This is a genomic window from Victivallis lenta (assembly GCF_009695545.1).
Taxonomy (GTDB): Bacteria; Verrucomicrobiota; Lentisphaeria; order Victivallales; family Victivallaceae; genus Victivallis; species Victivallis lenta.
The window spans coordinates 94,879-117,170 of the sequence record NZ_VUNS01000002.1 but is presented as its reverse complement, the minus strand read 5'-3'; the positions used below and the strand labels follow the sequence as shown (position 1 = coordinate 117,170).

Annotated in this window: 18 protein-coding genes; 12 read left to right on the top strand and 6 right to left on the bottom strand. The window is 62.8% G+C overall.

Annotation, left to right across the window (positions count from 1 at the left end; genetic code table 11):
* Window positions 1-9 precede the first annotated feature (9 nt).
* From FYJ85_RS02480 to FYJ85_RS02450, 7 genes are all read left to right on the top strand, one after another.
* Window positions 10-528 carry a hypothetical protein gene (locus tag FYJ85_RS02480; RefSeq protein WP_206212935.1) on the top strand — a complete coding sequence of 173 codons (519 nt, stop codon included), beginning with the start codon at window positions 10-12 and terminating at the stop codon, window positions 526-528.
* A 156-nt stretch (window positions 529-684) separates the two neighbouring features.
* The gene (locus tag FYJ85_RS02475; protein WP_154416889.1) at window positions 685-1,758 is read left to right on the top strand and encodes a Gfo/Idh/MocA family protein; all 1,074 of its coding nucleotides are present in this window, start codon (window positions 685-687) and stop codon (window positions 1,756-1,758) included.
* A gap of 21 nt (window positions 1,759-1,779) precedes the next feature.
* The gene (locus tag FYJ85_RS02470; protein ID WP_154416888.1) at window positions 1,780-2,664 is read left to right on the top strand and encodes a DMT family transporter; all 885 of its coding nucleotides are present in this window, start codon (window positions 1,780-1,782) and stop codon (window positions 2,662-2,664) included.
* Between the two features lie 156 nt (window positions 2,665-2,820).
* The gene (locus FYJ85_RS02465; protein ID WP_154416887.1) at window positions 2,821-3,831 is read left to right on the top strand and encodes a substrate-binding domain-containing protein; all 1,011 of its coding nucleotides are present in this window, start codon (window positions 2,821-2,823) and stop codon (window positions 3,829-3,831) included.
* Window positions 3,832-3,965: 134 nt separating this feature from the next.
* The gene (locus FYJ85_RS02460) at window positions 3,966-4,889 is read left to right on the top strand and encodes a glycoside hydrolase family 130 protein (protein ID WP_154416886.1); all 924 of its coding nucleotides are present in this window, start codon (window positions 3,966-3,968) and stop codon (window positions 4,887-4,889) included.
* 20 nt (window positions 4,890-4,909) lie between these two features.
* Window positions 4,910-5,593, top strand: coding sequence for a prepilin-type N-terminal cleavage/methylation domain-containing protein (locus FYJ85_RS02455; RefSeq protein WP_154416885.1), 684 nt, complete (start codon window positions 4,910-4,912; stop codon window positions 5,591-5,593).
* Window positions 5,593-8,544: a hypothetical protein gene (locus FYJ85_RS02450; protein ID WP_154416884.1), complete on the top strand. Its 2,952-nt coding sequence runs from the start codon at window positions 5,593-5,595 to the stop codon at window positions 8,542-8,544. Before FYJ85_RS02455 ends, FYJ85_RS02450 begins: the two co-directional genes overlap by 1 nt.
* A gap of 97 nt (window positions 8,545-8,641) precedes the next feature.
* On the opposite strand, the gene FYJ85_RS02445 is transcribed toward FYJ85_RS02450, so the two are convergent.
* The 3 genes from FYJ85_RS02445 to tkt all read right to left on the bottom strand — a co-directional run bounded on the left by FYJ85_RS02445 (window position 8,642) and on the right by tkt (window position 12,076).
* On the bottom strand, window positions 8,642-9,499 hold the full coding sequence (locus FYJ85_RS02445) for a sugar phosphate isomerase/epimerase family protein (RefSeq protein ID WP_106054980.1): 858 nt from the start codon (window positions 9,497-9,499) through the stop codon (window positions 8,642-8,644).
* Between the two features lie 48 nt (window positions 9,500-9,547).
* A complete protein-coding gene (locus tag FYJ85_RS02440; RefSeq protein WP_154416883.1) occupies window positions 9,548-9,910 on the bottom strand; it encodes a hypothetical protein in 363 nt (120 codons plus the stop codon).
* Window positions 9,911-10,003: 93 nt separating this feature from the next.
* On the bottom strand, window positions 10,004-12,076 hold the full coding sequence (tkt, locus tag FYJ85_RS02435) for a transketolase (protein WP_154416882.1): 2,073 nt from the start codon (window positions 12,074-12,076) through the stop codon (window positions 10,004-10,006).
* 144 nt (window positions 12,077-12,220) lie between these two features.
* Between tkt and ruvB the strand changes: the two genes are divergently transcribed.
* From ruvB to FYJ85_RS02410, 5 genes are read left to right on the top strand one after another with little or no spacing between them, the layout of a single operon-like run.
* Window positions 12,221-13,243: a Holliday junction branch migration DNA helicase RuvB gene (gene ruvB, locus FYJ85_RS02430; protein WP_106054983.1), complete on the top strand. Its 1,023-nt coding sequence runs from the start codon at window positions 12,221-12,223 to the stop codon at window positions 13,241-13,243.
* Between the two features lie 20 nt (window positions 13,244-13,263).
* Window positions 13,264-13,902 carry a PH domain-containing protein gene (locus tag FYJ85_RS02425; protein ID WP_106054984.1) on the top strand — a complete coding sequence of 213 codons (639 nt, stop codon included), beginning with the start codon at window positions 13,264-13,266 and terminating at the stop codon, window positions 13,900-13,902.
* A gap of 25 nt (window positions 13,903-13,927) precedes the next feature.
* Window positions 13,928-14,641, top strand: a complete 714-nt coding sequence (locus FYJ85_RS02420; protein ID WP_154416881.1) for a zinc ribbon domain-containing protein — start codon at window positions 13,928-13,930, stop codon at window positions 14,639-14,641.
* Window positions 14,642-14,654: 13 nt separating this feature from the next.
* The gene (locus FYJ85_RS02415; protein WP_154416880.1) at window positions 14,655-15,920 is read left to right on the top strand and encodes an AlbA family DNA-binding domain-containing protein; all 1,266 of its coding nucleotides are present in this window, start codon (window positions 14,655-14,657) and stop codon (window positions 15,918-15,920) included.
* A gap of 5 nt (window positions 15,921-15,925) precedes the next feature.
* The gene (locus tag FYJ85_RS02410; protein WP_154416879.1) at window positions 15,926-18,013 is read left to right on the top strand and encodes an ATP-dependent DNA helicase; all 2,088 of its coding nucleotides are present in this window, start codon (window positions 15,926-15,928) and stop codon (window positions 18,011-18,013) included.
* Between the two features lie 12 nt (window positions 18,014-18,025).
* On the opposite strand, the gene FYJ85_RS02405 is transcribed toward FYJ85_RS02410, so the two are convergent.
* The 3 genes from FYJ85_RS02405 to FYJ85_RS02395 are packed head-to-tail and all read right to left on the bottom strand — an operon-like array spanning window position 18,026 to window position 22,291.
* Entirely contained in the window at window positions 18,026-19,291 is a 1,266-nt protein-coding gene (locus FYJ85_RS02405) for a YkgJ family cysteine cluster protein (RefSeq protein WP_154416878.1), read from the bottom strand.
* A 7-nt stretch (window positions 19,292-19,298) separates the two neighbouring features.
* Entirely contained in the window at window positions 19,299-19,814 is a 516-nt protein-coding gene (locus FYJ85_RS22920; protein WP_106054989.1) for a YdbL family probable chaperone protein, read from the bottom strand.
* Window positions 19,811-22,291, bottom strand: coding sequence for an intermembrane phospholipid transport protein YdbH family protein (locus FYJ85_RS02395; RefSeq protein WP_154416877.1), 2,481 nt, complete (start codon window positions 22,289-22,291; stop codon window positions 19,811-19,813). Before FYJ85_RS02395 ends, FYJ85_RS22920 begins: the two co-directional genes overlap by 4 nt.
* Window position 22,292 lies beyond the last annotated feature (1 nt).

Below are 22,292 nucleotides of genomic sequence, written 5' to 3'. Positions count from 1 at the left end.
TTGTCGGTTTTGGCTGCGGTTCTGTGTATTCCCCTGTTGGCCGCCCATCAGTATGAGCTGAATTTCGGCGGAAGAGGCGAAAACGGTTCGATCTCGGTTCTCGAGAACCTCGAATCGCTCTCTTTGCAGGTCAGTTTCAAAAGCGCCGGCGGCGCCGGCCTCGGTTATTACACGTACCGGGACGAACCTTCGAAAAACACACCGGGCGACCGGCTTTTCGGTAAGCAGGATGGTGGAACCATCGACCTCGGTCCGTTTGCCGCCGGGGACAACATCGGTTTTTTCCTGAAACGGAAGAACGGGAGCATCGTCTCCGATTTCAGTTTTCTGGAGAAGGACGGTGTGCTTTATCTGACCTTCGACAAGAACGGCGGCAGCGGCGGCGATGAGTTCGTTCAGATCGGCTCGATCACGGCGACGCCGTCCGCCCCGGCTCCGTCGGGGCAGCCGCTGCCGGGAGTCGTTGCGGCTCTTGCCGTCGGCGGCATGGCGGTGGCGGCCGGCCGGTGGCGCCGCCGTAAAGCGTAAGACGGTGCGACGGGCGATGCGGGTCCGGTGGGGCATGTGTCCGCCGGATTTTTTTATGCCGGTTTTCTTGCTTTTTCGCCGGGCGCGGCCTATACTATGAAAATGAAACTGGTAGAACGGGCCGGATGAACCGGCCGGGAAAGAAGGAAATTTCGAATGGACAAGCGGGACGGTATGAATTACGCGCCGGTCGGCAGGCCCGATCCGGTCGTGAAGCCGGGTGAATTCACTTTTGCGGCGATCGGCCTCGACCACGGCCATATTTACGGCATGACCAACGGACTGCTGGAGGCGGGAGCGACGCTGAAATGGGTTTATGATCCCGACCCGGCGAAGGTTGCGGCTTACTGTAAATGTTATCCGCAGGCCGCCGCGGCCGCCTGCGAGGCGCAGATTTTCGATGATCCCGAAGTCCGGCTGATTGCCGGCGCCTGCGTGCCGGGCGACCGGGCCGCGCTTGGAATCCGCGCCATGCGGGCCGGGAAGGACTATTTTACCGACAAGGCGCCGCTGATTTCGCTTGAACAGCTCGATGCCGCCAGGGCGGCGGTCCGGGAGACCGGGCGCAAGTATATGGTCTGCTTCAGCGAGCGGCTCCAGTCCGAAAGCGCCGTCTATGCCGGGGAGCTGATCCGGCAGGGAGCGATCGGCCGGGTGATCCAGGTGCTCGGCATGGGACCGCACCGGCTGAACGCCCCGTCGCGCCCGGCCTGGTTTTTCGAGCGGGCCCGCTACGGCGGCATCCTCTGCGACATCGGCAGCCACCAGATCGAGCAGTTCCTCTTTTACACCGGCGCGACCGATGCGACGGTCGCCGCGAGCAAGATTGCGAATTACAACCACCCCGAGTATCCCGAGCTCGACGATTTCGGCGATGCGACGCTGATCGGCAACAACGGCGCGACCGGCTATTTCCGGGTCGACTGGTTCACGCCGGACGGGCTGCGTTCATGGGGGGACGGCCGGACCTTCATCCTCGGCACCGATGGGTATATCGAGCTGCGCAAGAATCTCGATGTCGGCCGCGGGGGGGACGGGGACCATGTCTTCTGGGTCGACGGGAAGGGGGAACATACATTTGACGCCCGCGGCAAGACCGGTTTCCCGTTTTTCGGACAACTGGTGCTCGACTGCCTGAACCGGACCGAAAATGCGATGACGCAGGAGCATGCCTTCAAGGCGTCCGAGCTCTGCGTCAGGGCCCAGCTTCAGGCGGTCAAGGTCGAGTAGCGGCGGAGCGCCGGCTCCGCCATGCTTCACGGCATCCTGATTCCCCTTGTCGTCGGAATCCGCATTTTTGCGAACTCATTCCTGAACGTGTTTCAGAAGCGGCTGATCGCGGCGGTTCCGAATGCGCTCGAGATCAATTTCGTCATGTACCTGCTGCTGAGTCTCGGGATGCTGCCTTTCGCGCCGGCGTTCCCGTTCGGGACGCTGCCGCCGGAATTCTGGTTCTGGGCCGCGCTGGTCGGCATCGCCGGCAGCTGCGGCAACGCGTGCATGGTCAAGGCGCTGGAACGCGGCGAGCTCTCCGTTCTCGGGCCGGTCAACGCCTGGAAGCCGGTGGTGGCCATGATCGGCGGCATTCTGCTGCTTTCCGAAATCCCGTCGGCGGGCGGCACCGCCGGACTCGGACTCATCGTCTGGGGCAGTTATCTCGTGCTCGGCGCGGATGAGGGGAAATTCCGATTCCGCATTCTGCTGCGGACGGATATCCGCTACCGGTTCGCCGCGCTGTTCTGCACGGCGCTCGAAGCCGTCTTTCTCAAGAAGCTCATCCTCCTGTCAAGTACCGGTCAGGCGTTTCTGGCGAACTGCTGGGCGGGGGCGGTTTTCTGTCTGCTCGGCACGCTTCTGCTGCCGCGGGGAGCGGTTTCTCCGGCCGTTCTGCTGCGGCCCCGGGGACACGCCGCCATGCTGATTTTGCTGGCACTCTGTTTCGGAGCGATGCAGTACGCGACGAACACCGCTTTTCTGCTGCTGCCGGTCGGGCCGGCGCTGGCATTGTTCCAGCTCTCCGCCGTGGTCAACCTGTGGCTCGGCTGGAAGCTCTTTCATGAAAGCGGGATGCGCAGGAAAATCGCGGGAACCGTCCTGACTGTCGCCGGGGCGGTCCTCATCATCCTTTTCAAATAGCGCCGGCGTGCCGGCACAATCCGGTTCCAGCTCCTTCAAGCGCACGTTTCCGGCTTTTATGCCGTAAAGTTCCTTTCGTCTCTTGCAAAACGACAAAATGGATTTATAGTTACTTTAAAATAAGGAAACTTTTCTCAATGATAAGGAAAACTCCAAGTGAAACGGCCATCCATCTACACCATCGCGCGGGAAGCGGGAGTTTCGACTGCAACCGTGTCGAAAATCGTCAACAACCACGGCAACATTTCGCGGGAGACCTCGGCGCGCGTGCTCGAGATCATCAAGAAACACAATTATGTTCCGCAGCAGCGCAAGCAGACCGAGAGCGCCGTCGGCGTCATCACCTTTCACAACAACCGGCGGCCGCTCGCTTCTCCGTTCACGGGGCGGCTGCTGAACGGCGTTTGCCTGCAGTGCTTCGAGGAGGGAAAAGATATGATCCTCATCGACGGAGACCGGCTCGCAACTTTTTCGCCGGAAGAACTTTACTGCTATTATGCGAGCAACTCGCTCGCGGGGCTCCTGATCTGCAACAAGGCGGCGGACGACCCGTTCTGCCTCCGGCTGCGGAAGTCCGGCATTCCGTTTATTCTGCTGGCCAACGCCGCGTCCGGCGGCGAGGTCAATTACGTGGCGACCCGGAATTATGAAGCCGTTTCGGAGCTGATCGACTATATGATCTGTCTCGGACACCGCCGCATCGCGTATGTCGGTTTGCTGAATCAGCTGCTCGACAGCCACCGCGAGCGGCTCCGGGCGTTCCGCGACATGCACAGGAAGCACGGCATCGACCTGCGCTCCGAGTTCGTTCTCGATTTGCCGGATGCCGAAAATGCGACTGTCAAGAACGCCCTGCTGCGGCTGCTGGCGCGCCCGGAACCGCCGACCGCCCTGTTCGTCGGAACGGATGAGTGCGTGAAGCTCTATCCGCTTCTGGCTGAAATGAAAATAGAGGTCCCTGAGACACTTTCCGTCGCCGGATTCCGCATGGAGTGCGACGAGGCTGAATCGGGGCGTGACTACTCCGGCATCGTCCAGCCCACCGAGCAGATCGGGCGACGCGGCGTCGCGGCGCTTCTCGATCTCGCCGCCGGCCGGTGCGACCATGTCTTCGAGCTGCTTGAAAATGCCGTGAATTTCGGGGAGACTGTAAAGCGAACCTATTGACGGGTTGAAAGAAAATTCCATTTTCGTCCATTTTCATCTTGACTTTTCAAGGTAAATCGCACATAATATAGATAACGAAACAGTTTATTAAGTAAGAGAAACATTTACCTGAAGAAAAGAGTGCGAATTTGATCATGCAGCGTTTCAAGGGAAACCCGATTCTGACCGCCGCCGACCTGCCGGCGAACACCGGCTATTTCATCCTGAATCCCGGTGCGGTGAAATTCAACGGCGAATATCTGCTGCTCGTCGATGTCTTTCATGTCGAGGGCGGCATCATCTTCTGGATTGCGCGGAGCCGGGACGGATACCGTTTCCGGTTCGATCCGAAGCCGGTGGACTGGCCGCGCCCGCCGTCCTGGTGGAATGAGAACGGCGTTTATGATCCGCGCATCACGCAGATCGGGGACGAATATTTCATCTGCTACGGCAGCCACGACAACACGCTCGGCACCCGGATCGCCTTCGCGAAAACACGCGACTTCGAATCATTCGAGTTCATTTCGGTCGGTTCGGAGATCAACAACCGCAACGGCGCGCTGTTTCCGGAGAAGATCAACGGTCTCTACTGCCGGCTCGACCGGCCGTTCGGCGGCGGCGAGCAGTCGCCGTGCGACATGTGGATGAGCTTTTCGCCGGACCTCGTCTACTGGGGCGGGAGCCGCCCGGTCATGACCACCCGGCCCGGCGGCTGGGATCAGCTCAAGCTCGGCGCCGGCGCTCCGCCGATCCGGGTGGACGAGGGGTGGCTGATCCTCTATCACGGCGTTTCGGCCAGCTGTGACGGGTCGATCTACTGCCTCTATGCGGCGATCCTCGACGCGAAGGAGCCGTGGAAGGTCATTGCGCGCTCGCCGCGCCCTCTGCTTTTCCCGGAGACGCCGTACGAGCGGAGCGGCCGTGCCGGAAACGTGGTTTTCGCCTGCAACGCGCTCGTCGAGCCGGACGGTATGGTCAAGGTGTACTACGGCGCGGCGGACGCCTGTGTCGGGCTGGCCGAAATGCCGCTCGCGAAGATGGTTGAAAGCTGTTACGAAACCGGTCGCTTCATGCGCTGACCATTAACGAAAAGGATTTCATGATGAGAAAAAACTTTACCCTGATCGAGCTCCTGGTCGTCATCGCGATCATCGCGATCCTCGCTTCGATGCTGCTGCCGGCGCTGAACCAGGCGCGCGAGCGCGGCAAGGCCGCCAACTGCATCAGCAATCTGCGCCAGCTCGGGCTCGGCGTCGGCCAGTATGTGAGCGACAACGCCGACTTCCTGCCGCTGACCTATGCGGAAGGCTGGACGATGCCGCGGCGTCTTTACACCGAGACGAAATATGTGCCGACCACCGGATTCGACTGCCCGTCCATGCAGCAGAGCTCCTACAGGCAGAACAAGGACGGCTGGTTCGCCCATTATGCCGTCAATGTCGGCGTCAACGGGGACAACGATACCGGGCGGCGCATGACGATGATCAAAAACGCGTCAGGCAAGCTCCACTTCCTCGACGCCTGGCAGAACAACGGTTCGACCGGAGCCGTGGAGGAGAACGGGTACTTCCGCGCTGCCTTCGACACTTCGGCGAAGGGCAATGCGAATTACGGACGCCCGGCCTCGCGCCATTCGAGCCGTGCGAATCTGCTCTATCTCGACGGGCATGCGGCCGTCGGCAACGCGACGAAAAATCCGCTCAATCCGTTCGACGTGGTGCCGTTCATTTACAGCACCGAACCGACTGAAAGCACCCGGGTCCTTTACTGGAATGTGAACTGATGCGGAAGCTTTGCGCCACTCTCTTCTGCTGTCTCGGCGCCGCGGTTCTGTCTGCCGCGCCGGGGAACGTCTTTGTCGAAGGGGAGACCGTCGCACTTGCGCTGCCCGCCGGAGCGACGGATATCCGTGTGACCGACGTCGACGGGAAAGCCTGTTCCTTCGACCCGGCGGCCGGCGGTTCCGTGCTCAGGCTCGGTAAACTCCCGGCCGGCTTCTACCGCATCGAATACAGGGACGGCGCCGGCCGGCCGGCGGTCGACGGCGCGGCGGTCCTGATCCGCCCGGTCGAAAAGCTGAACCCGGCCTCGCCGATCGCGGTTGACGCAGCCCTTTTTTATCCGTTTTACCTGCGGCGGATCGGCTCCATGAAGTTCGATTACACGCCGGGTGACGTCGCCGGGCTTCTGCGCAAGGCGAATCTCGGCTGCGTCCGCGAACGGATCATGTGGGAGGCGTTCGATTATCTCGACCCGAAACACTCCGACCGGCTCGTCGACGAGTTGACGGCGGCTTATGCGGAGCACGGCATCGAAATCGTCCAGAGTCTGTACGGCACGCCGGAACAGGACCGTTATCCCGCCGCGCTCTCCGCGCTCGGGGCCAAAAAGCCGCCGCTTGACCTGACGAAAATACACGATTACGCGAAGGCGGTCACGGCGCGCTTCGGGAAAAATATGCCGGCGCTCGAAAGCTGGAACGAGCCGGAGGGGATCGGCGGCAGTCTGCTTTCGTTCGAGATCGCGGCGGTCCAGAAGGCGGCGGCGCTCGGCGCGCTCCGCGCGAATCCCGCCGTCATCACCTTCATGGGCAGCGGCACGCCGGAACATCCGGCCGCGCTGGCGGAAAACCGGTTCAACGATTATCAGAATGTTTTCTGCTTCCATTCGCATTCGCGTCTTGAGGATACGGCGGCACGGGCCGCGAAGCTTGCTGCGGCAGCGGACGGACTTCCGGTCTGGCTGACCGAAGTCTCCACGGGCAGCTTTCCGACCGATCCGGAGACCGGCGAATTCGCGCCTGAAGCGGCGCGGCAGCAGGCGCTCGATATCCCGAAGGTCTGCGCGGCGCTGCTGGCGGAGGGGGCGGACAGGCTTTTCTACTTCTTCCTTTTCAACCATACGGAAGTCAGCGGCATGAGCTTCGGACTGCTGCGGCATCGTGATCTCTCGCCGCGCCCCGGTTTCGTCACGCTGGCTGTGCTCGCAAACTATTTCCAGAATTTCGGCGGAATCCGGCAGCTGGAAGAATTGCCGGCCGGTGTGACCGGCTACGAGGCGACCATCCTCCTCGACGGAACTCCGCACCGCGTCCGGCTGCTCTGGAGCGACTCCGGCAAGCCGGTCGCGGTCGAAACGGCTCAGGCGCAGTATGCCCGGGACGCCTTCGGGCGCCCGGTCGATATCGGAGGCGGGAAAATCGTCCTGACCGATATGCCGGTTTACCTGTTCCGGACGGCCGCCGGAATCGAGTTCGTCCCCATGCCGGTTCCCGAGCCGCTGAAAGCGCCGTCCCGGGTTGTGCTGAATCTCGAACTGCCGGACGGCATCAAGAATTCGGCCGCCGATACGTTTATGCTGCCGGTCGGGGAGGAGAGAAACTATCCGCTCGCGGTCTGCAACTTCTCCGATGCCCCGCTGTCGGGGAAAATATCGGTCGAGTTCCCGAACGGCGAAGCCGATTCATTCGAGCTGGCCGGAATCGAACTCCCGGCGGATTCACGCGTAGTGCTGCCGCTCAGGCTCAGGCTTGACCGGCTCTCCGGCACTGCGGCGCCGTCGCGGCTCGTCATTCGCGGAAACTTCGGCGGAGAGGGAGAGAGCGTGCTGGTTGCGAACTTCACTCCGGTTCGCACCCGCCTTCTGCCGGGGGACGCGGAGACTCCGGTTCCGGGGTGGGAGAAGGCCGGAAACTGGCGTAAATACCTCATCAAAGGCTCCGAAATGGAGATTTCCGCCGGAGACGGCGACATCCGGTTCGACTACCGTTTTCAGGAAGCGGAAAACCGGGTCGTCGGCCACGTCTGGGCTTCGCCGACGATGTCGCTCGATGTGCGCGATTTTCCCGAATATGTGCCGGATGCGTTCGCCTTCGAACTGCGGCTGCTGGAAGGGGAGGGGCTTGAAACGCTCGGGTTGAACCTGGTGGAAGCCGACGGCGCGACTTACTTCGCTACGCTGCCCTTCAAGACGGAGGAGCTGCGGCGCGGACAGACTTTCATCGTTCCGCTCTCGTCGATGGTGAATCCGAATTTCCGCAAGAAGGATATGAACGGGAAGCTGGATCTTGAAAAGCTCACGAGCTTCGAGCTGCCGCTCTGGGCCAAACCCGGTTCGCGCCTGCGGTTCGCCGTATCGAACCCGCGCTGGGTCAACTATAAGGAGACGAAAATGAAAAAACTCATGAGTTCACTGGTTGCGGCGACGGCACTGACGGCGGCAAATGCCGCCGGGCCGGCCAGAACCGTCCCCGTCGCCAACGCCGATTTTGCGCAGGCCAAGGCGGACGGAACGCCGGAAAAGTGGGGAATCAGTGCGAACAGCGACCCGAATTTTTCGGCGAAAATCGAAGACGGCGCACTGAAGCTTGAGGCGAAAAGCAGGACGAAGTGGTACTCCGTCTACCTGGCTCCGGCCGATGTCAAAGCGCTGCCGGCGCCGAAGGAGGGGGAGGTCTGCCGGATCGAGTTTTCGTACCGCCAGAAGAACGAGGGCCTGAAGGGGCATGCGTTCGGCACGGTCGAAATCCGTACCGGGGACCATAAGCGCCTGGCGCACAAGGACGGCATCGATCTTGCGCCGGATGCGGACTGGACGGAACGCAAGCTGGTTCTGGACCTCGCGGAGATTCCGGCGGACGGCAAGTACATTCTGCTCTCCTTCTTCCTCGGAGACGCGACGGGGACGGCCCGGTTCGACGACGTGAAACTGACCGTGCGGACCGTGAAGAAATGACGGAACTTCCGGCCGCCGCCGGGCGTTGCCCGGCCGGGCGGCGCGCCCCCGGAAGCGATGATGCGGAGGGGGCGCGTTTCTGCAATGTCCGCCGTTCTTACCCGAGGAAGATCGTTTCGCCGAGTTTGCGGGCGAAACGGGTTTTGTCCTCCAGCACCGGGCGGGGACAGCCGCGCTCGCCCGGAATCTCGAAGTTGATGAGACCGTCGTAGCCGGTTTCGCGGAGCGCCGCGGCGGTTTTCACCCAATCGACCGAGTTGCCGATATACGGCAGCCTGTGATCGTCCTTCACTCCGAAATTGTCCGCGATATGCAGCGCCTTCAGCGTTTTTCCGCAGTTGCGGATGAAGACGTCGTGCGGTTCGGCCTTCGAGAGCGCGAGATGCCCGGTATCGAGACAGATGCCGAACTGCGGCGAACCGATCCGGTCGATGATCCGGAGCAGGTCGGCCGACGAATAGGCCGGCTGGAGTTCATAATTTTCGCCGTACATGTTTTCGAGGCAGATCGTGACGCCGAACTTTGCGGCCTGTTCGCCGAGCTCCCGGAAACTCTCCAGCGCGACGGCCTGCGTCTGCTCCGCCGTCCACCCCGCCGCCCGCGCCTTTCTGCCGCCTGAATGCAGCACCATCGCGCGAACTCCGAGCACGGCAAAGAGCTCGATCTGCTCCTTCAGGCTGTCGATATGATGTCGCCGCGCCGCCGGATCGGGGTCCGCCGGGTCGCAGGTCACGAAGTCGAGATGCGCCTGCGGAATTGAGAAGCCGCGGTTATCGATATAGCTGCGGAATTCCGATCCGGCTCCGGCCGCGCTTCCCCGCTTGAGCAGCACGGCGGCGTGTTCGTACGAGAGCTCCGTCGCGGCGAGTCCGCAGCGCAGAAACGTTTCGACCGCCTCCTCCGGCGAAAGCTCCATGAACATCGATGACCAGACCGACAACATCTCCGTATTCATAATGACCGTCCTTTGATTGTTTTTTTATAAGTGAGTGGTCGCGGGTTTTCAGGTAAGTCCGGCAGAATGCCTGGTACGGCGCGATTCCGGCTCCGGCCGGAAACTGCCGGAGTTGAAGAAAGCGAGAAAAACTGCGCGGTCAGCTCCCGGATATCCACATCGTCGCGCGCCATCGCCCGCATCTCCGGCGAAATGTCGACGCCGCCCGACGCCGCAGCCGTGGTCGAGCAGGAGCTGGTTCTTCCTGAGATTGAGTTCGCGGCAGAGTCCGGCCGCAAGTGCCGGCGTCTCCTTCCGCCGGCACTCACCGGTATCCGCGGGACCTTCGTTCGTCAGAATGATCCGGCGCGCTTCGTCGAGATTGCGGACCCGGAAGATATCGGGGTTGTAACAGAGTTTTCCGTCGGCCACGGTTTCTCCTCTCTCCTCCCATGCGGGAGTTTCGCATTGACGGAAAAAAAGCCTTCCGGGCAGGCAGGGCTCCCGGAAGGCTTTGCGGCGGAATTACTTTTCGCAGCCGCATCCGCAGCCGCAGTCACCCTCTTCGCAACCGCATCCGCATCCGCAGTCGTCGTCCTCATCGGCGCAGACGAAGTGGTCGCCGATCCGGTCGAGCACGCCTTCCGGCGTGAAACCGAATTTCTCGGCCAGCACCTTGTACGGGGCCGACGCGCCGAAGTGGTCGAGTCCGATCGCGAGACCGTCGCGGCCGATGAAGCGTTCCCAGCCGAAGGTCGTGCCGGCTTCGATCGAGACGCAGCACATGCACCACGACGGCAGGACCTCCTCCTGATAGTCGATCTCCTGCTTCCGGAAAAGCTCCTGGCTCGGCATCGAAACGACGCGGACGCCGACGCCTTTTTCGCGCAGCAGCTTGGCCGAATCGAGCGCGAGGTTCACCTCGGATCCGGTGGCCACGAGGATGATGTCGAAATCTTCGTCCTCGTCGATCACATAAGCGCCCTTCGAGACGTCGACCTTCTTCGCCGTTTCGGCGTCATACGGGCGGAGGTCCTGGCGGGTCAGCAGCAGCGCGACCGGGCCGTCGGCTTCGAGCGCAACCGCCCACGCCTGTGCGACTTCGTGCGCCTCGGCCGGCCGGATGACCGTGAGGCCCGGAATCGTCCGCAGCATCGCGATCTGCTCGATCGGCTCGTGGGTCGGGCCGTCCTCGCCGACGTAGAAGCTGTCGTGGGTGAACACGTAGATCTCATGCAGCTTCATGAGCGACGCCAGGCGGATTGCCGGCTTCATGAAGTCGCTGAATACGAAGAAGGTCGAGGTGTACGGAATCGCCGTTCCGTAGAGCGCCATTCCGTTGCCGGCGCAGCCCATCGCGAATTCACGCACGCCGAAGTGGAGGTTGCGTCCGGCCGGATTCTCCGGCGTGAAGTCTCCGCCGCCCTTGATATCGGTCTTGGTCGAGGGCGCGAGGTCCGCGGCGCCGCCGAAGAGGGCCGGAACCAGCTCCGCCGCCTTCTGGAGCACGACGCCCGAAGAGGCGCGGCTCGCAACCGGCTTGTCGACCGGGGCTGCCGCAAGCAGCTGCTCCTTGATATCGGCCGGAACGGTCCGGTTCAGGTAGGCGTCGATCTGCTTCGCGCGGCTCTGGTCGGCATCGAGGAACGCCTGGAACTTCTTGTCCCATGCGGCGGCCTCTGCCACGAGCTCTTCGACGCGGCTGTGCAGGAATTCGGTCACTTCCGGCAGCACCTGGAATTCGCCTTCCGGCATGCCGAGGTTCCTGCGGAGCGCTTCGACCTCTTCGACGCCGAGCGGTTCGCCGTGGGCGCTGGATTTGCCCTGCTTGTTCGGGGCCCCGAAGCCGATCTGCGTTTTGCCGATGATCAGGGTCGGGCGGCCGTCGGTGTTCTGCGCTTCGGCCAGCGCCGCGTCGCAGAGCGCGGGGTCGTTCGCGTCGGCGAGCGTGATGACCCGCCAGCCGTAGGCCGTGAAACGGGCCGCGACGTTCTCGCTGAAAGCGAGGCTCGTCTGTCCTTCGATCGTAATGCTGTTGTCGTCGTAGAAGACGACGAGCTCATCGAGCTTCAGGTGCCCGGCGAGCGAGGCGGCTTCGCTCGCGACGCCCTCCATCATGCAGCCGTCGCCGGAGATGACGTAGATTTTGTTGTCGGCGAGCCCGGCCTTGTCGAGCCCGGTCTTCGCGGCGAAATGGCGCTTCGCGACGGCCATGCCGACCGCCGAGGCGAACCCGGTGCCGAGCGGTCCGGTCGTGATGTCGACGCCGGCGGTGTGGCCGAACTCGGGGTGTCCCGGCGTTTTGCTCTCCCACTGGCGGAAGTTTTTGAGTTCATCCATCGAAAGGCCGTATTCGAAGAGATGCAGCAGCGAGTATTCGAGCATCGAGCCGTGGCCGGCCGAGAGCACGAAGCGGTCGCGGCCGATCCAGGCCGGATTTTTCGGATTATGGCGCATGTACTTGTACCAGAGGGTCATGGCGTAATCCGCACAGCCGAGCGGCATGCCGGGGTGGCCCGATTTTGCCTTCTGAACGGCCTCCGCCGAAAGCATCCGGACGGTGTTGGCGGCAAGGCGCGCCTTCTTGAGATCGTACATCTGCTCGAATTCCTTTCTTTTTCTTTTGAGGAACTGGAAATTTTCCCGTTGTTGCGCTATCTTCTTTATATGACGTGACGATATTAAATTTAACACCTCTTCCGCCGGAAAACAAGTCATGCGGCGATACAATTTTATGAGATTATGACGGAACGATTCATCACATCGACCCTGAACAAGCGCGACCCCGCGAAGGAAACCAGTCTGCGCCCCCCGAAATTCGCGGATTTCCCGGGGCAGGAGAAGGTCAAGGACCAGCTCGAGCTCTTCGTCGCCGCCGCCAAGGCGCGCGGCGAGGCGCTCGACCATATCCTGCTCTGCGGACCGCCGGGACTCGGCAAGACCACGCTCGCCTACATCATTGCGAACGAGCGCGGCACGAACCTCAAGAGTTCGAGCGGCCCCGCCATCGAAAAGCCGGGCGACCTCGCCGGGCTCCTGACCGCGCTCGAACCCGGCGACATCCTGTTCATCGACGAGATCCACCGGCTCAACACGACGGTCGAGGAGTATCTGTACAGCGCGATGGAGGATTTCTTCATCGACATCATGCTTGAGCAGGGGGCGGGCGCCCGCTCGGTCCGGCTCACGGTGCCGCGCTTCACGCTGGTCGGCGCCACGACCCGGCAGGGGATGATCTCCTCGCCGCTGCGGTCGCGCTTCGGTTTGAATATCCGGCTCGATTACTACGACGTCGACAGCCTGACCCGGATTCTGAAGCGTTCGGCCGGCATCCTCGACATCGAGATCGACGACCTGGGGGCGCGGGAGATCGCCGGGCGCTGCCGCGGCACCCCGCGCATTGCGAACAACCTGCTTCGCCGCGCCCGCGACTACGCCCAGATCCGGGCCGACTCGGTTATTACCGGGCAGGTCGCGGCCGACGCGCTCGGCATGCTCCAGATCGACAACGACGGGCTCGACGAGATGGACGTGCGGATTCTCGAAACCATCATCGCAAACTTCCGCGGCGGCCCGGTCGGGCTCAAGAATATCGCGGTTTCGGTCGGCGAGGAGGAGGATTCGATCGAGGAGGTCTACGAGCCGTTTCTGATCCAGCGCGGCTTTCTCGTGCGCACCCCGAAAGGGCGCGTGGCGACCCCGAAAGCGTGGGAGAAGCTCGGGCTCAGCCCGCTTCGCGGCAGCGAACAGCAGACATTGTTCTGAAAACCAGGAAAGGCTGTCTGATGAAAATATATTGTCCGTTCTGCAACAAGGCGCATGAGGCGGAAGATGAATCCGCCGGCCGGGAAATCCGCTGTGACGGCTGCGGCCGTTTTTTCACGGTCCGTCCGCCTGAAGCCATGAATACCTGTCCGTTCTGTCTCGAAGAAATCAAGGCCGGGGCGCGGAAGTGCCGTTACTGCGGCGAATATCAGGAAGGCGCGGGGGCTCTTCCGGTCCGGTCCGTCCGGGCGAAAGCCTCCATCAAAGACGAGGTTCTCATTGCGGAACACCATCCTTCTTGGAAAAACTTCTACGGCGATATTATTTTCGTCGGGCTGTTGTGTTTCGTCGGAATTGGATTCGTCATCCTGCCGGTCATGCTGATCAACTATTGGCTGATCATTCGCTGTTACCGCTATGAGATCACGACGGCGCGCATCATCTGCAATACGGGTATCCTTCAGAAAAGACAGACCGAGATTCGAATCAGGGATATGCGGGCAGCCAAGCTGAATCAGATGTTCAAGCAGAGAATTTTCGGCGTCGGGGACATCATGATCGGAACGGCCGCCGGAGCGGGAGATGAAATCCGGATCATCGGCGTCGAACAGCCTCAGTTGCTGGTCAATAAAATCAACGAACTGCGCTCGGACGACTGAGCACGGACAACCGGGAGGATACAGAATGGCGGCAAGATGGGCGGAAGCTCTTTTGAAACTGCAGAGGGTCGATCTGAAGATCCGGGAACTCGAAGCGCGCCTCGCGCTGCTCCCGAAGGAGATGACCGAGCTCAAGAACAAGCGCGACGCGGCCGTGGCCGAAGTCAATGCCGCCGCGAGCGCGGCGAAGAAGATCGAGCTTGAACGCAAGGGAGTCGAATCCGAAATCGAGAAGCTGAACGCTGAAAACAAACGGCTTCAGCAGCAGTCCGCCATGGTCAAGAAAAACACCGAATATCAGGCCATGCTCGGTACGATCGCGCTGAACGAGAAGAAGGTCGGCGACCTCGAGAGCCGCGAACTCGAGCTGATGGACCGGTTCGAAGAGGCCAGGAAGGCCTATCGGAAGATCAGGCAGGACAACGAAGCCGCCGTCAATGCGATCCGCGCTGAATTCGACGAGCTCGTCGCTTTCGCGGGCGATCTCAAGAAGGAGATCGCGCAGCTGAAGGAGGAACGCCCGGCGGACATCCGCGGCGTCGACGGCGAGACGCTCGCGCGCTACAACCGGCTGCTCGCCGGCAAGGACGGCATCGCGCCGCTCGTCCGGGTCGAGAACGAAATCTGCGGCAGCTGCCATCTCCGGGTCACCCGGCAGGCGCTGACCAACATGCAGAAGGGGGCCGTGACCAGCTGCGAGAACTGCATGCATTTCATCTACCTCGAAGATGTGGAGTAACCGGTGACTTCCGATGGATAAGCTGCCCGGAAAACTTTCGAACGATTTCGCCGAACTCGTCCACCGCGGCGTCGAATCCGACGTGCTGGACTACAAGGCGGCGCTCTGCTGGACGAAAATGACCCGGCAGGCGAAGGGAAAGATCGTGCGCCACTGCCTCGCGCTGGCGAATACGAAGGGCGGCTGCATCGTCATCGGCGTGGGGGAGGACGCCTCCGGACACCCGTCGGTCTACATGGGCCTCTCCCGCGAAGAGGTCCACTCCTTCGACCCGACCACCGTCGGCCAGTTCGTGAACCGCTACGTTGAGCCGCCGATCGAATTCACCATCGAGCGCCCGGTCGTCGACGGCAGGCGGTATGCGATCTTCATGGTGCGCCCGTTCCGGACGCTGCCGCATGTCTGCACGAGCAGCATCGAAGGCGAGCTTCAGACCGGCGTTTTCTATATCCGCACGCCGGATGCATCGAGCCGGCCTGCCTACCGGGCGATCGAGATGCAGATGCTGATTCAGCGCGCGCTGCGGAACCAGCGCGAAGAGCTCGGCCGCATGCTGCGCGGCATTCTCTACGAAAACCGCATGTCGGCCGAGGCGGAGAGTGACGAGGAGTTCAAGGCCGCCGTCGCGAACGCCGCCGTCTTCTTCAAGCGGCGGAAGAATCCGCCGGCCGGCGTTCCGTCGCTTCTCGTGAATCTGACGGTGACTCCGCCGAGCTTCCACTCCGAGGCGTTCAGCCTGAGCGCGCTGCGGCGTGCGGTGGATGCGGCGCTGCCGTCGCTGCCGACGCCGGAATTCCTCGACTCGGACGAACTCAGGAAGGCGTATGTGACGAATACCTCGCTGCGGGCGCTCTCCCGGAAGGAGCCGCGCATGTGGCAGGTGTTCAAAAGCGGAATGTTTCACTATATCGCCTATCTGCCTGTGCCGGAGCGCGAACTCGAATTCACACTGCTTGTCCGCAAGATCGCCGAGGCGTTCCGCTTCCTCGGCAATCTGTACACGGAGCTCGGTTATGCCGAAGAGCTGCTGACGCTCGCGTTCACGCTCGAAAACACCGAGGATGTGCGGCTCCTTCTGCCCGAGAAGCCGCGCGCGAAGTTCATCTGCCGGATTCCGAAAATTTCGATTGAGATGACCCGCAGCGCCGCCGATCTCGCCAGCGGCGAGGCCGCCCACGCGGCCCGGCTCACCAGCGAGATCGCCGAGCGGTTCAATATTTCCGACCAGTATCTGCAGAATTTGCCGGCGCTGATCGACGACTATCTGGAGCAGCGCTGACGGCGATGATCAAACCGATCGATTTCAACCTTCCGCCCGGGGAGGAGCCGGATGATGTGCCGGAAGCGGCGGCTCCGCATTTCGACCCGTCCGAATTCAATGTCGAGTACGAGTTCGATCCGCCGCCGGTGGAGATCGACATCCGCTCCGAATGCGAGGCGTTTTTCGCACCCGGCGGCCCGCTCAAGGCCGCAGCCGAATACGGCGGCCGCCCGTATGAATTCAGGCCGCAGCAGCTTGAGATGGCCGGGGCGATCGCCGACGCGCTGTGCTGCGGCGACAACCTCTGCATCGAGGCGCCGACCGGGGTCGGCAAGAGCTTCGCTTATCTGATTCCGCTCATCTACCGTTCCCGCCTCGCGGCGCGGCCGGCGCTGGTTTCGACCGAGACGATCAATCTGCAGGAACAGCTGATCGACAAGGACATCCCGCTGCTCAGGAAGCTGACCGGCATCGAATTCAAGGCCGCGCTCGCCAAGGGACGGCACAACTATCTGTGCCGCCGCCGGTTCGCGCTGCTCTCCGGCGAACAGCGCGACGCGCTGCTGCCCGCTCCGGCGCTTGCGCTCGACATCGGCCGCCTCGGGCGGTGGATGGAGTACACCACCGACGGCGAACGCGATTCGATCGATTTCCGGCTTGAGCCCGAGACCTGGTCGCTCGCCTGCTGCGACGGCGCCAGTTGCCTCGGGCCGAAATGCGAATTCTACCGCAACTGCTTCTACTACCGGGCGCGGCAGTCGTGGGAGACGGCCGACATTGTGGTGGCGAACCACGCGCTTTTCTTCACCGACCTCGCCATGCGGGCGGCCAGCGGGGCGGCCGGCGCGCTGCTGCCGAATTACGGCGTCGTGCTGCTCGACGAGGCGCATACGCTCGAGGATAACGCGGCCGACCATCTCGGGCTCCACCTGTCGCGGTTCGGCATCGTTGCGACGCTGAACCGGCTCTACAATCAGGAGAACGCGCGCGGGCTGCTGATGCGGAAGGGAGCCGACCCGGCTCTCCGCGGCGCGGTGGCCGACAGCCGGGACGAGGCGTACGGGTTCTTCACTCCGTTCGAAAACGTGCTGCGCGAGCATAACGAGAGCGCGCTGGAGATTCAGGACCCGTCCCGCTTTCCGAACCGCCTCAGCGCGAAGCTCGAGCAGCTCTACCGGAGTCTCGCGCAGTTTCTCGAGGGGCAGGAGGACGCAAGCTTCCGGACCGAGGTCGAAGCGCAGCTGACCCGCTGCCGCGAATTCATCGTCGGCATCGACCAGTTCACCCGCAAGCTTGTGCCGGATGCGGTCTACTATGCCGAAAGCGAGCGCGGCAGCGTCAGTCTGCACGCTACGCCGCTGAATGTTCCGGAGCTGCTTTCGGAGCTGTTGTTCCATCAGGATTTCCCGGTCATTCTGTGCAGTGCGACGCTGACCGTGCGGAATTCGTTCGACTACTATACCGGGCGCACCGGTTTCTGCAACGGCAGGACACTGCTGCTCGACTCCCCGTTCGGCGCCGACCAGGCGCGGGTCTATATTCCGCGCGACATGCCGGACCCGAAGGACGACGGCTATCAGGCCGCGCTCGAGCGGGAGGTGCCGCGCTTCGTCGAGTTGACTCAGGGCAAGGCGTTCGTGCTGTTCACGAGCTATGCCTCGCTGCGCCGGACGGCGGACGACCTGCGCGAATATTTCCGCGGCAAAGGGTGGCAGCTGCTGGTCCAGGGGGAGAATATGACCCGTTCCGGGCTGCTGCGCGAGTTCAAGGAGGATACCGACTCCGTGCTGTTCGGCACCGACAGCTTCTGGACCGGCGTGGATGTTCCGGGCGAGTCGCTGTCGAACGTGATCGTGACCCGGCTGCCGTTCGCGGTTCCGAGCCATCCGCTGATCGCGGCCCGCATGGAGCGGCTTGAGCGTGAAGGGCAGAACTCGTTCGCCGCCTACAGCCTGCCCGAAGCGGTTCTGAAATTCCGTCAGGGCGTCGGGCGGCTGATCCGCAGCCGGAACGACCGCGGCATCGTGGTCGTGCTCGACCGCCGCGTGATCTCAAAACACTACGGGAAAATGTTCCTCGACTCGATTCCCTACCGCTTTGAACTGGTCTGATTCCGCGATATTCTAAGAGGACAGAGACGGCAGTGTGTTCAGCAGCCCGGCATAGCGGCCGGGCCGGGCGAGATGGCGGATCCAGCGGCGGGCGACCCGCATGCGGAAGAAGGGCGACCGGCCGAAGGTCAGGTCGAGCAGACGGATGGTGCGCTGCATGGCTTCGCGGCCGATGACGTCTTTTCCGGCCGCCAGCGCATAGGCCGAGGCGAGGGTGAAGGCGACGGGAACCGACAGCAGCAGATGGGCGAACCCGGTTTCGTAGTCGAAGTTGTGGATGCGGCTGCCGCAGAAATGCATCGAATCGAGTTTCCCATAGAAAAACTGGCGGAAGGGGTCGAGCGCGGCCGGCTCGCAGGAGAGTCCGTGCGCCGCCTCCGGCAGTCCGCGCATGGAACAATTCGGCGCTTCGGCGTTCAGCTCCGACATGAGGCCGAAACCGGAGTAGGCGCGGAAATGGCGCCAGCCGCGGCGGAGCCGTTTGGCGGCGGAGCGGTCGAACGGATCGTCGTCGCGCAGGTAGGCGCAGATCAGGTTGCGGAATTCGGCGCGGATCAGCGCATCGCACCGCCCGGAGGCGAGCTCATTTTCGAGTTCCTTCGCCGCTTTCCCGACGAACTCCCGCAGGTCGCTGCGGAAGCTTTCACCGGCGGTCCGGACCGCCCCGGCCATGTCGGGACGGGCATGGAAGTCGAGGATGCGCGCCGCGGCGTAGAGCCGGAAGGCGAGCGGCTTCTCTTCCTCGTGCAGCAGGGCGCGGAAGGCGCCGTGAACGCTGCGGACCGCGGCGAGGGGGGCCGGGTTCGCGTGCGAGTAGATGCAGTCGTTTCTGCCGCCGAGTCCGGCGAGCTGCCGCGAATAGATCGCGATTTCATCGAGCATGTCGCCGGTGCGTTTTCCGTCGGCGGAACCGGCTGACGGACAGATGAAGCGCAGCTCGGCCGATATGCGCCCGTCCGCCCACGACTGGATATTGAGCGGAAAAATCCGGCACGCCAGCGGTTTGGCCGCGAAGCCGTGATGCTTGTGGATCGCGCAGAGCCGCCCGTCGGCGAAGACGCAGTGGTGCTGTGCATCCTTGGCGATTACCAGCCCGGCATTCATGATGCCGGGCCGGAAGCAGTCGTCGAAAGACGGCGCGCCGGGGATATGGAGCGCGTCGATGGCGCGCGCCTCCTCCGGGCTCACCGGAATTTCAAAACGGTCGCAGCAGCCGAAGCTGCAGCAGAGACAGCGGAAGCGCTGTTCCGGATACAGATCGCACTCGAAGCGGCTCATCGCCGTTTCATTTCCCGGCTTTGACCGTCCATTTTCCGGCGCCGTCCTGGACCCAGGTCCCTTCGGCGGAACGTTCGGCCATGCGGGCTCCCATGCGCTGCGCGACCGACTCGACCGGGATGTTCTGTTTGCCGGCGATGGCCTGGAAGACGAGCCGGCGGTCGGCGTTCTCGGCGTCAACCACCTTTTTGACCGAGTCGCTGAGGCTGCCGTCGGCCGTGCGCGCTTCGAGGAGCCCCTTGTTGTTTTCGCCGATCAGCTGCGCGCTCTTCCACGCCTTGATCTGGTCGCGGCGCGAACGGCGGCGTTCGCGCACGTCGCTGCTGTTCGGGTCGGCCTTCACATTCGGTTTGTCGGTCGAAAGCGCCTGATTCAGCTCCTGATCGACTTTCAGATTCACGTCGAGCGTGATCTGGATCGGTTTGATGGTCACCTCATTTTCGGTTTTGATGGTCGGGGTGCAGCCGGCCAGGATCGCCGCAGTGACGGCGGCAGCCGGGAGAATCGTTTTCGCGTACTTCATTTCTTTGCCTCCTTTGGAGCGGCTGCGGGAGCCGCTTTGGGTTTCTCTTCGGGTTTGTTTTTCTTGAACTGCTTGAATTTATCGTTGAGCTGCAGCAGCCGGTTGAGCGGCAGCCGCGTGTTGATGTTGAGCTGAATGCCTTCGAACACGGCTTTTCCGGCCGGGTCGCGGCGGAGCTGGCCGGAATTTTCGTCGTAGGCGAACGGCAGCGGCTGGTTCGGCCGCCCGTCGAACTGGAGCGAGAGAACGAGGTTCTCCTTTTCCGTCGTGAAGTTCAGTTTCGCCCAGCTGTAAGTGAAGTCGCGGAGCGCCTCAAGCGCAAAATCGAGCTGGGACTGGCGCAGCGCCGCGTCGGCCATGCCCCCCGCGATCTTTTCGGGATCGGCGAGTTTGATCGTATTGCTGCCGCCGGGACGGCTGTACAGATAGCTCGATTCGATCAGAATGCCGCGCTGGGAGCTGAAGCGGACCGGGATTTTCCCGAAAAGCGCGCCGTCTCCGCTCGCGTTGCTGAGTCCGAGCTGGCTCACGAGTTCGGCCAGCGACAGGTTTTCGCAGTAAAGCTCGGTGTTGACCGCGAACCGGTCGAGGTTGGAGGGATTCAGCCGGATCGAGTGGACCATGACGGTCCCGCCGCACCATTCGACGCTGGCGCGTTCGATATTAGCCTGTTCCTTCGAGGCGATATCGAAGAGAATGGTCGCATTGCCGAAATCGAGGTCGCCGCAGCGGAGGCGGCCGATCCGGAAACTCTGGCCGCCCGGCGTGTTCATGCCGAGCAGGTCGTTGAAGCGCAGGTCGAGCCGGATGTTTTCGGCGTCGAGTTTCAATTCCGGCCATTGAAAACTGCCGTTCTCGAGCAGCAGCTGGACGCCGGTGGTCAGTTTCCCCGCCTCGAGCCGGGCCGCGCCGCCCAGCGAGACGATGCCGTTTGCGGTTGCATCCCCGAAGGCCGGATTGATTTCGGCAAGTTTGACCGGCGACTTCGGCGACCAGGGCGGCACGTTCATCTCGAACAGCATGTCCGGCATCTGGCCGGGACGCGGCATGACTTCCCCCCGGAAGTCGATCCGGGCGCCCGGAATGAGCTTGTTCTCGAAATCGCCCTTCATCCGCATGCCGCTGCCCTTGATGTGGAAGCTGCTGCGCAGAGCGCCGAGCTCGCGTTTGTCCATGCGGATCGACCCGGCATTCAGCGTGGCGGGCAGCTGCTCAGTCGGCAGCAGCGGAATCAGCAGGTTGATTCCCGCCGCCTCGAGCTTCAGCTCCGGATTCGAGACCGTCATGCCGGAGCCGGTGATCGTGTAATGGTCGTTCAGCCGTTCGAAGCGGAGCTGCGGCGCATTCAATGTGAAGCCGTGGGCGTCGAAGCGGACGCGGCCGGTCGAGAGGCCGGCCTCCGCAAAACGGAGCCCGTCGGCGGGAGTGCTCGACAGGACGAATTTCCAGCGGACCTTTTCCCCGGTTTCGGCCCGGATCGCCTCCTGGTCGAATGCGATCGCGGTCGGCGCCATTTCGCCGTCGAGAATGGCGTGCAGTTCCCGGGCGGCCGTCCGGTACCGCAGGTTCAGGTTCTGGTGCAGTTCGACCGGGCAGCGGAACACGACCGGCAGCCCGCTTCGGTCCCCGAGTTCAAGCGTCGCATCGAACGTGCCGACCGCGTTCAGGTCGCCGCCCGCAAAGCCGGCCGAGAGGTCGTAGCGGAGCGCGGCGCTGCCGCCGGCCTTCACGCCGGTCAGGTCGGAAAGCGCTTCGAGCTGCAGCTTCGCGTCGCCCGTGAGTTTGACCGTCGAAGCGACGGAATCGTATTCGACGAGGGCGCCGATCCGTTGTCCGCGCGGCGTCAGCGTCAGGTCGGCGCGGATGTTTTTCCATTCATTGTTCTCGGAGGTGACGACGGCTTTGACCGGGATGACGATCAGCCGCCCCTCAAGGTCGAGGTGGAGGCGGATATCCCGGAGCGTGATTTTTTCCAGCACGACCGCGGCCTCCCGTGCCGCTTCGTCGTCCGGGGCGGGGGCGGGAGCACTGAGGGCCGCCACGCGTTCGAGCACACGATCAAGCTCGAATCCGGAGATGGCGAGTCTGCCGTCTTTCACGGAGGCCCGGATGTCGCCGCCCGCCAGCGTCAGGTTCGTGATATCGAGCGCGCGCGGCGTGCGGAAGGGCAGGTGCGGGGTATAGTCAGCCCGGATCGAATCGATCGCAAGCGTCCGCCCGTCCGCGCCGGTCAGGGTGAAGGTCTCAAGATCGAGCCCGGAGAGGCCGATCCGGCGGATCCTGAGCTCCATTTCGTCCAGGCCGAGCTGCTCGCGGACCGGCGGGAGGAGCCGGTCATTGATGTAGTCCGGCAGATACCAGTTCCAGTAGATGATTCCGCCTGCGGTCGCGGCGATCAGCAGCAGCGCGAGGCCGCAGACGGCCCAGAGCAGGCTTTTCAGAATGATCTTCCGGAGATTGCGCGGTTTCTTTTCCATG

Coding starts and splice junctions, on each gene's coding strand:
- FYJ85_RS02475 (WP_154416889.1), top strand. CDS start 685: ATGGACAAGCGGGACGGTATGAATTACGCGCCGGTCGGCAGGCCCGAT.
- FYJ85_RS02470 (WP_154416888.1), top strand. CDS start 1,780: ATGCTTCACGGCATCCTGATTCCCCTTGTCGTCGGAATCCGCATTTTT.
- FYJ85_RS02460 (WP_154416886.1), top strand. CDS start 3,966: ATGCAGCGTTTCAAGGGAAACCCGATTCTGACCGCCGCCGACCTGCCG.
- FYJ85_RS02455 (WP_154416885.1), top strand. CDS start 4,910: ATGATGAGAAAAAACTTTACCCTGATCGAGCTCCTGGTCGTCATCGCG.
- FYJ85_RS02450 (WP_154416884.1), top strand. CDS start 5,593: ATGCGGAAGCTTTGCGCCACTCTCTTCTGCTGTCTCGGCGCCGCGGTT.
- FYJ85_RS02445 (WP_106054980.1), bottom strand. CDS start 9,499: ATGAATACGGAGATGTTGTCGGTCTGGTCATCGATGTTCATGGAGCTT.
- tkt (WP_154416882.1), bottom strand. CDS start 12,076: ATGTACGATCTCAAGAAGGCGCGCCTTGCCGCCAACACCGTCCGGATG.
- ruvB (WP_106054983.1), top strand. CDS start 12,221: ATGACGGAACGATTCATCACATCGACCCTGAACAAGCGCGACCCCGCG.
- FYJ85_RS02425 (WP_106054984.1), top strand. CDS start 13,264: ATGAAAATATATTGTCCGTTCTGCAACAAGGCGCATGAGGCGGAAGAT.
- FYJ85_RS02420 (WP_154416881.1), top strand. CDS start 13,928: ATGGCGGCAAGATGGGCGGAAGCTCTTTTGAAACTGCAGAGGGTCGAT.
- FYJ85_RS02415 (WP_154416880.1), top strand. CDS start 14,655: ATGGATAAGCTGCCCGGAAAACTTTCGAACGATTTCGCCGAACTCGTC.
- FYJ85_RS02410 (WP_154416879.1), top strand. CDS start 15,926: ATGATCAAACCGATCGATTTCAACCTTCCGCCCGGGGAGGAGCCGGAT.
- FYJ85_RS02405 (WP_154416878.1), bottom strand. CDS start 19,291: ATGAGCCGCTTCGAGTGCGATCTGTATCCGGAACAGCGCTTCCGCTGT.
- FYJ85_RS22920 (WP_106054989.1), bottom strand. CDS start 19,814: ATGAAGTACGCGAAAACGATTCTCCCGGCTGCCGCCGTCACTGCGGCG.
- FYJ85_RS02395 (WP_154416877.1), bottom strand. CDS start 22,291: ATGGAAAAGAAACCGCGCAATCTCCGGAAGATCATTCTGAAAAGCCTG.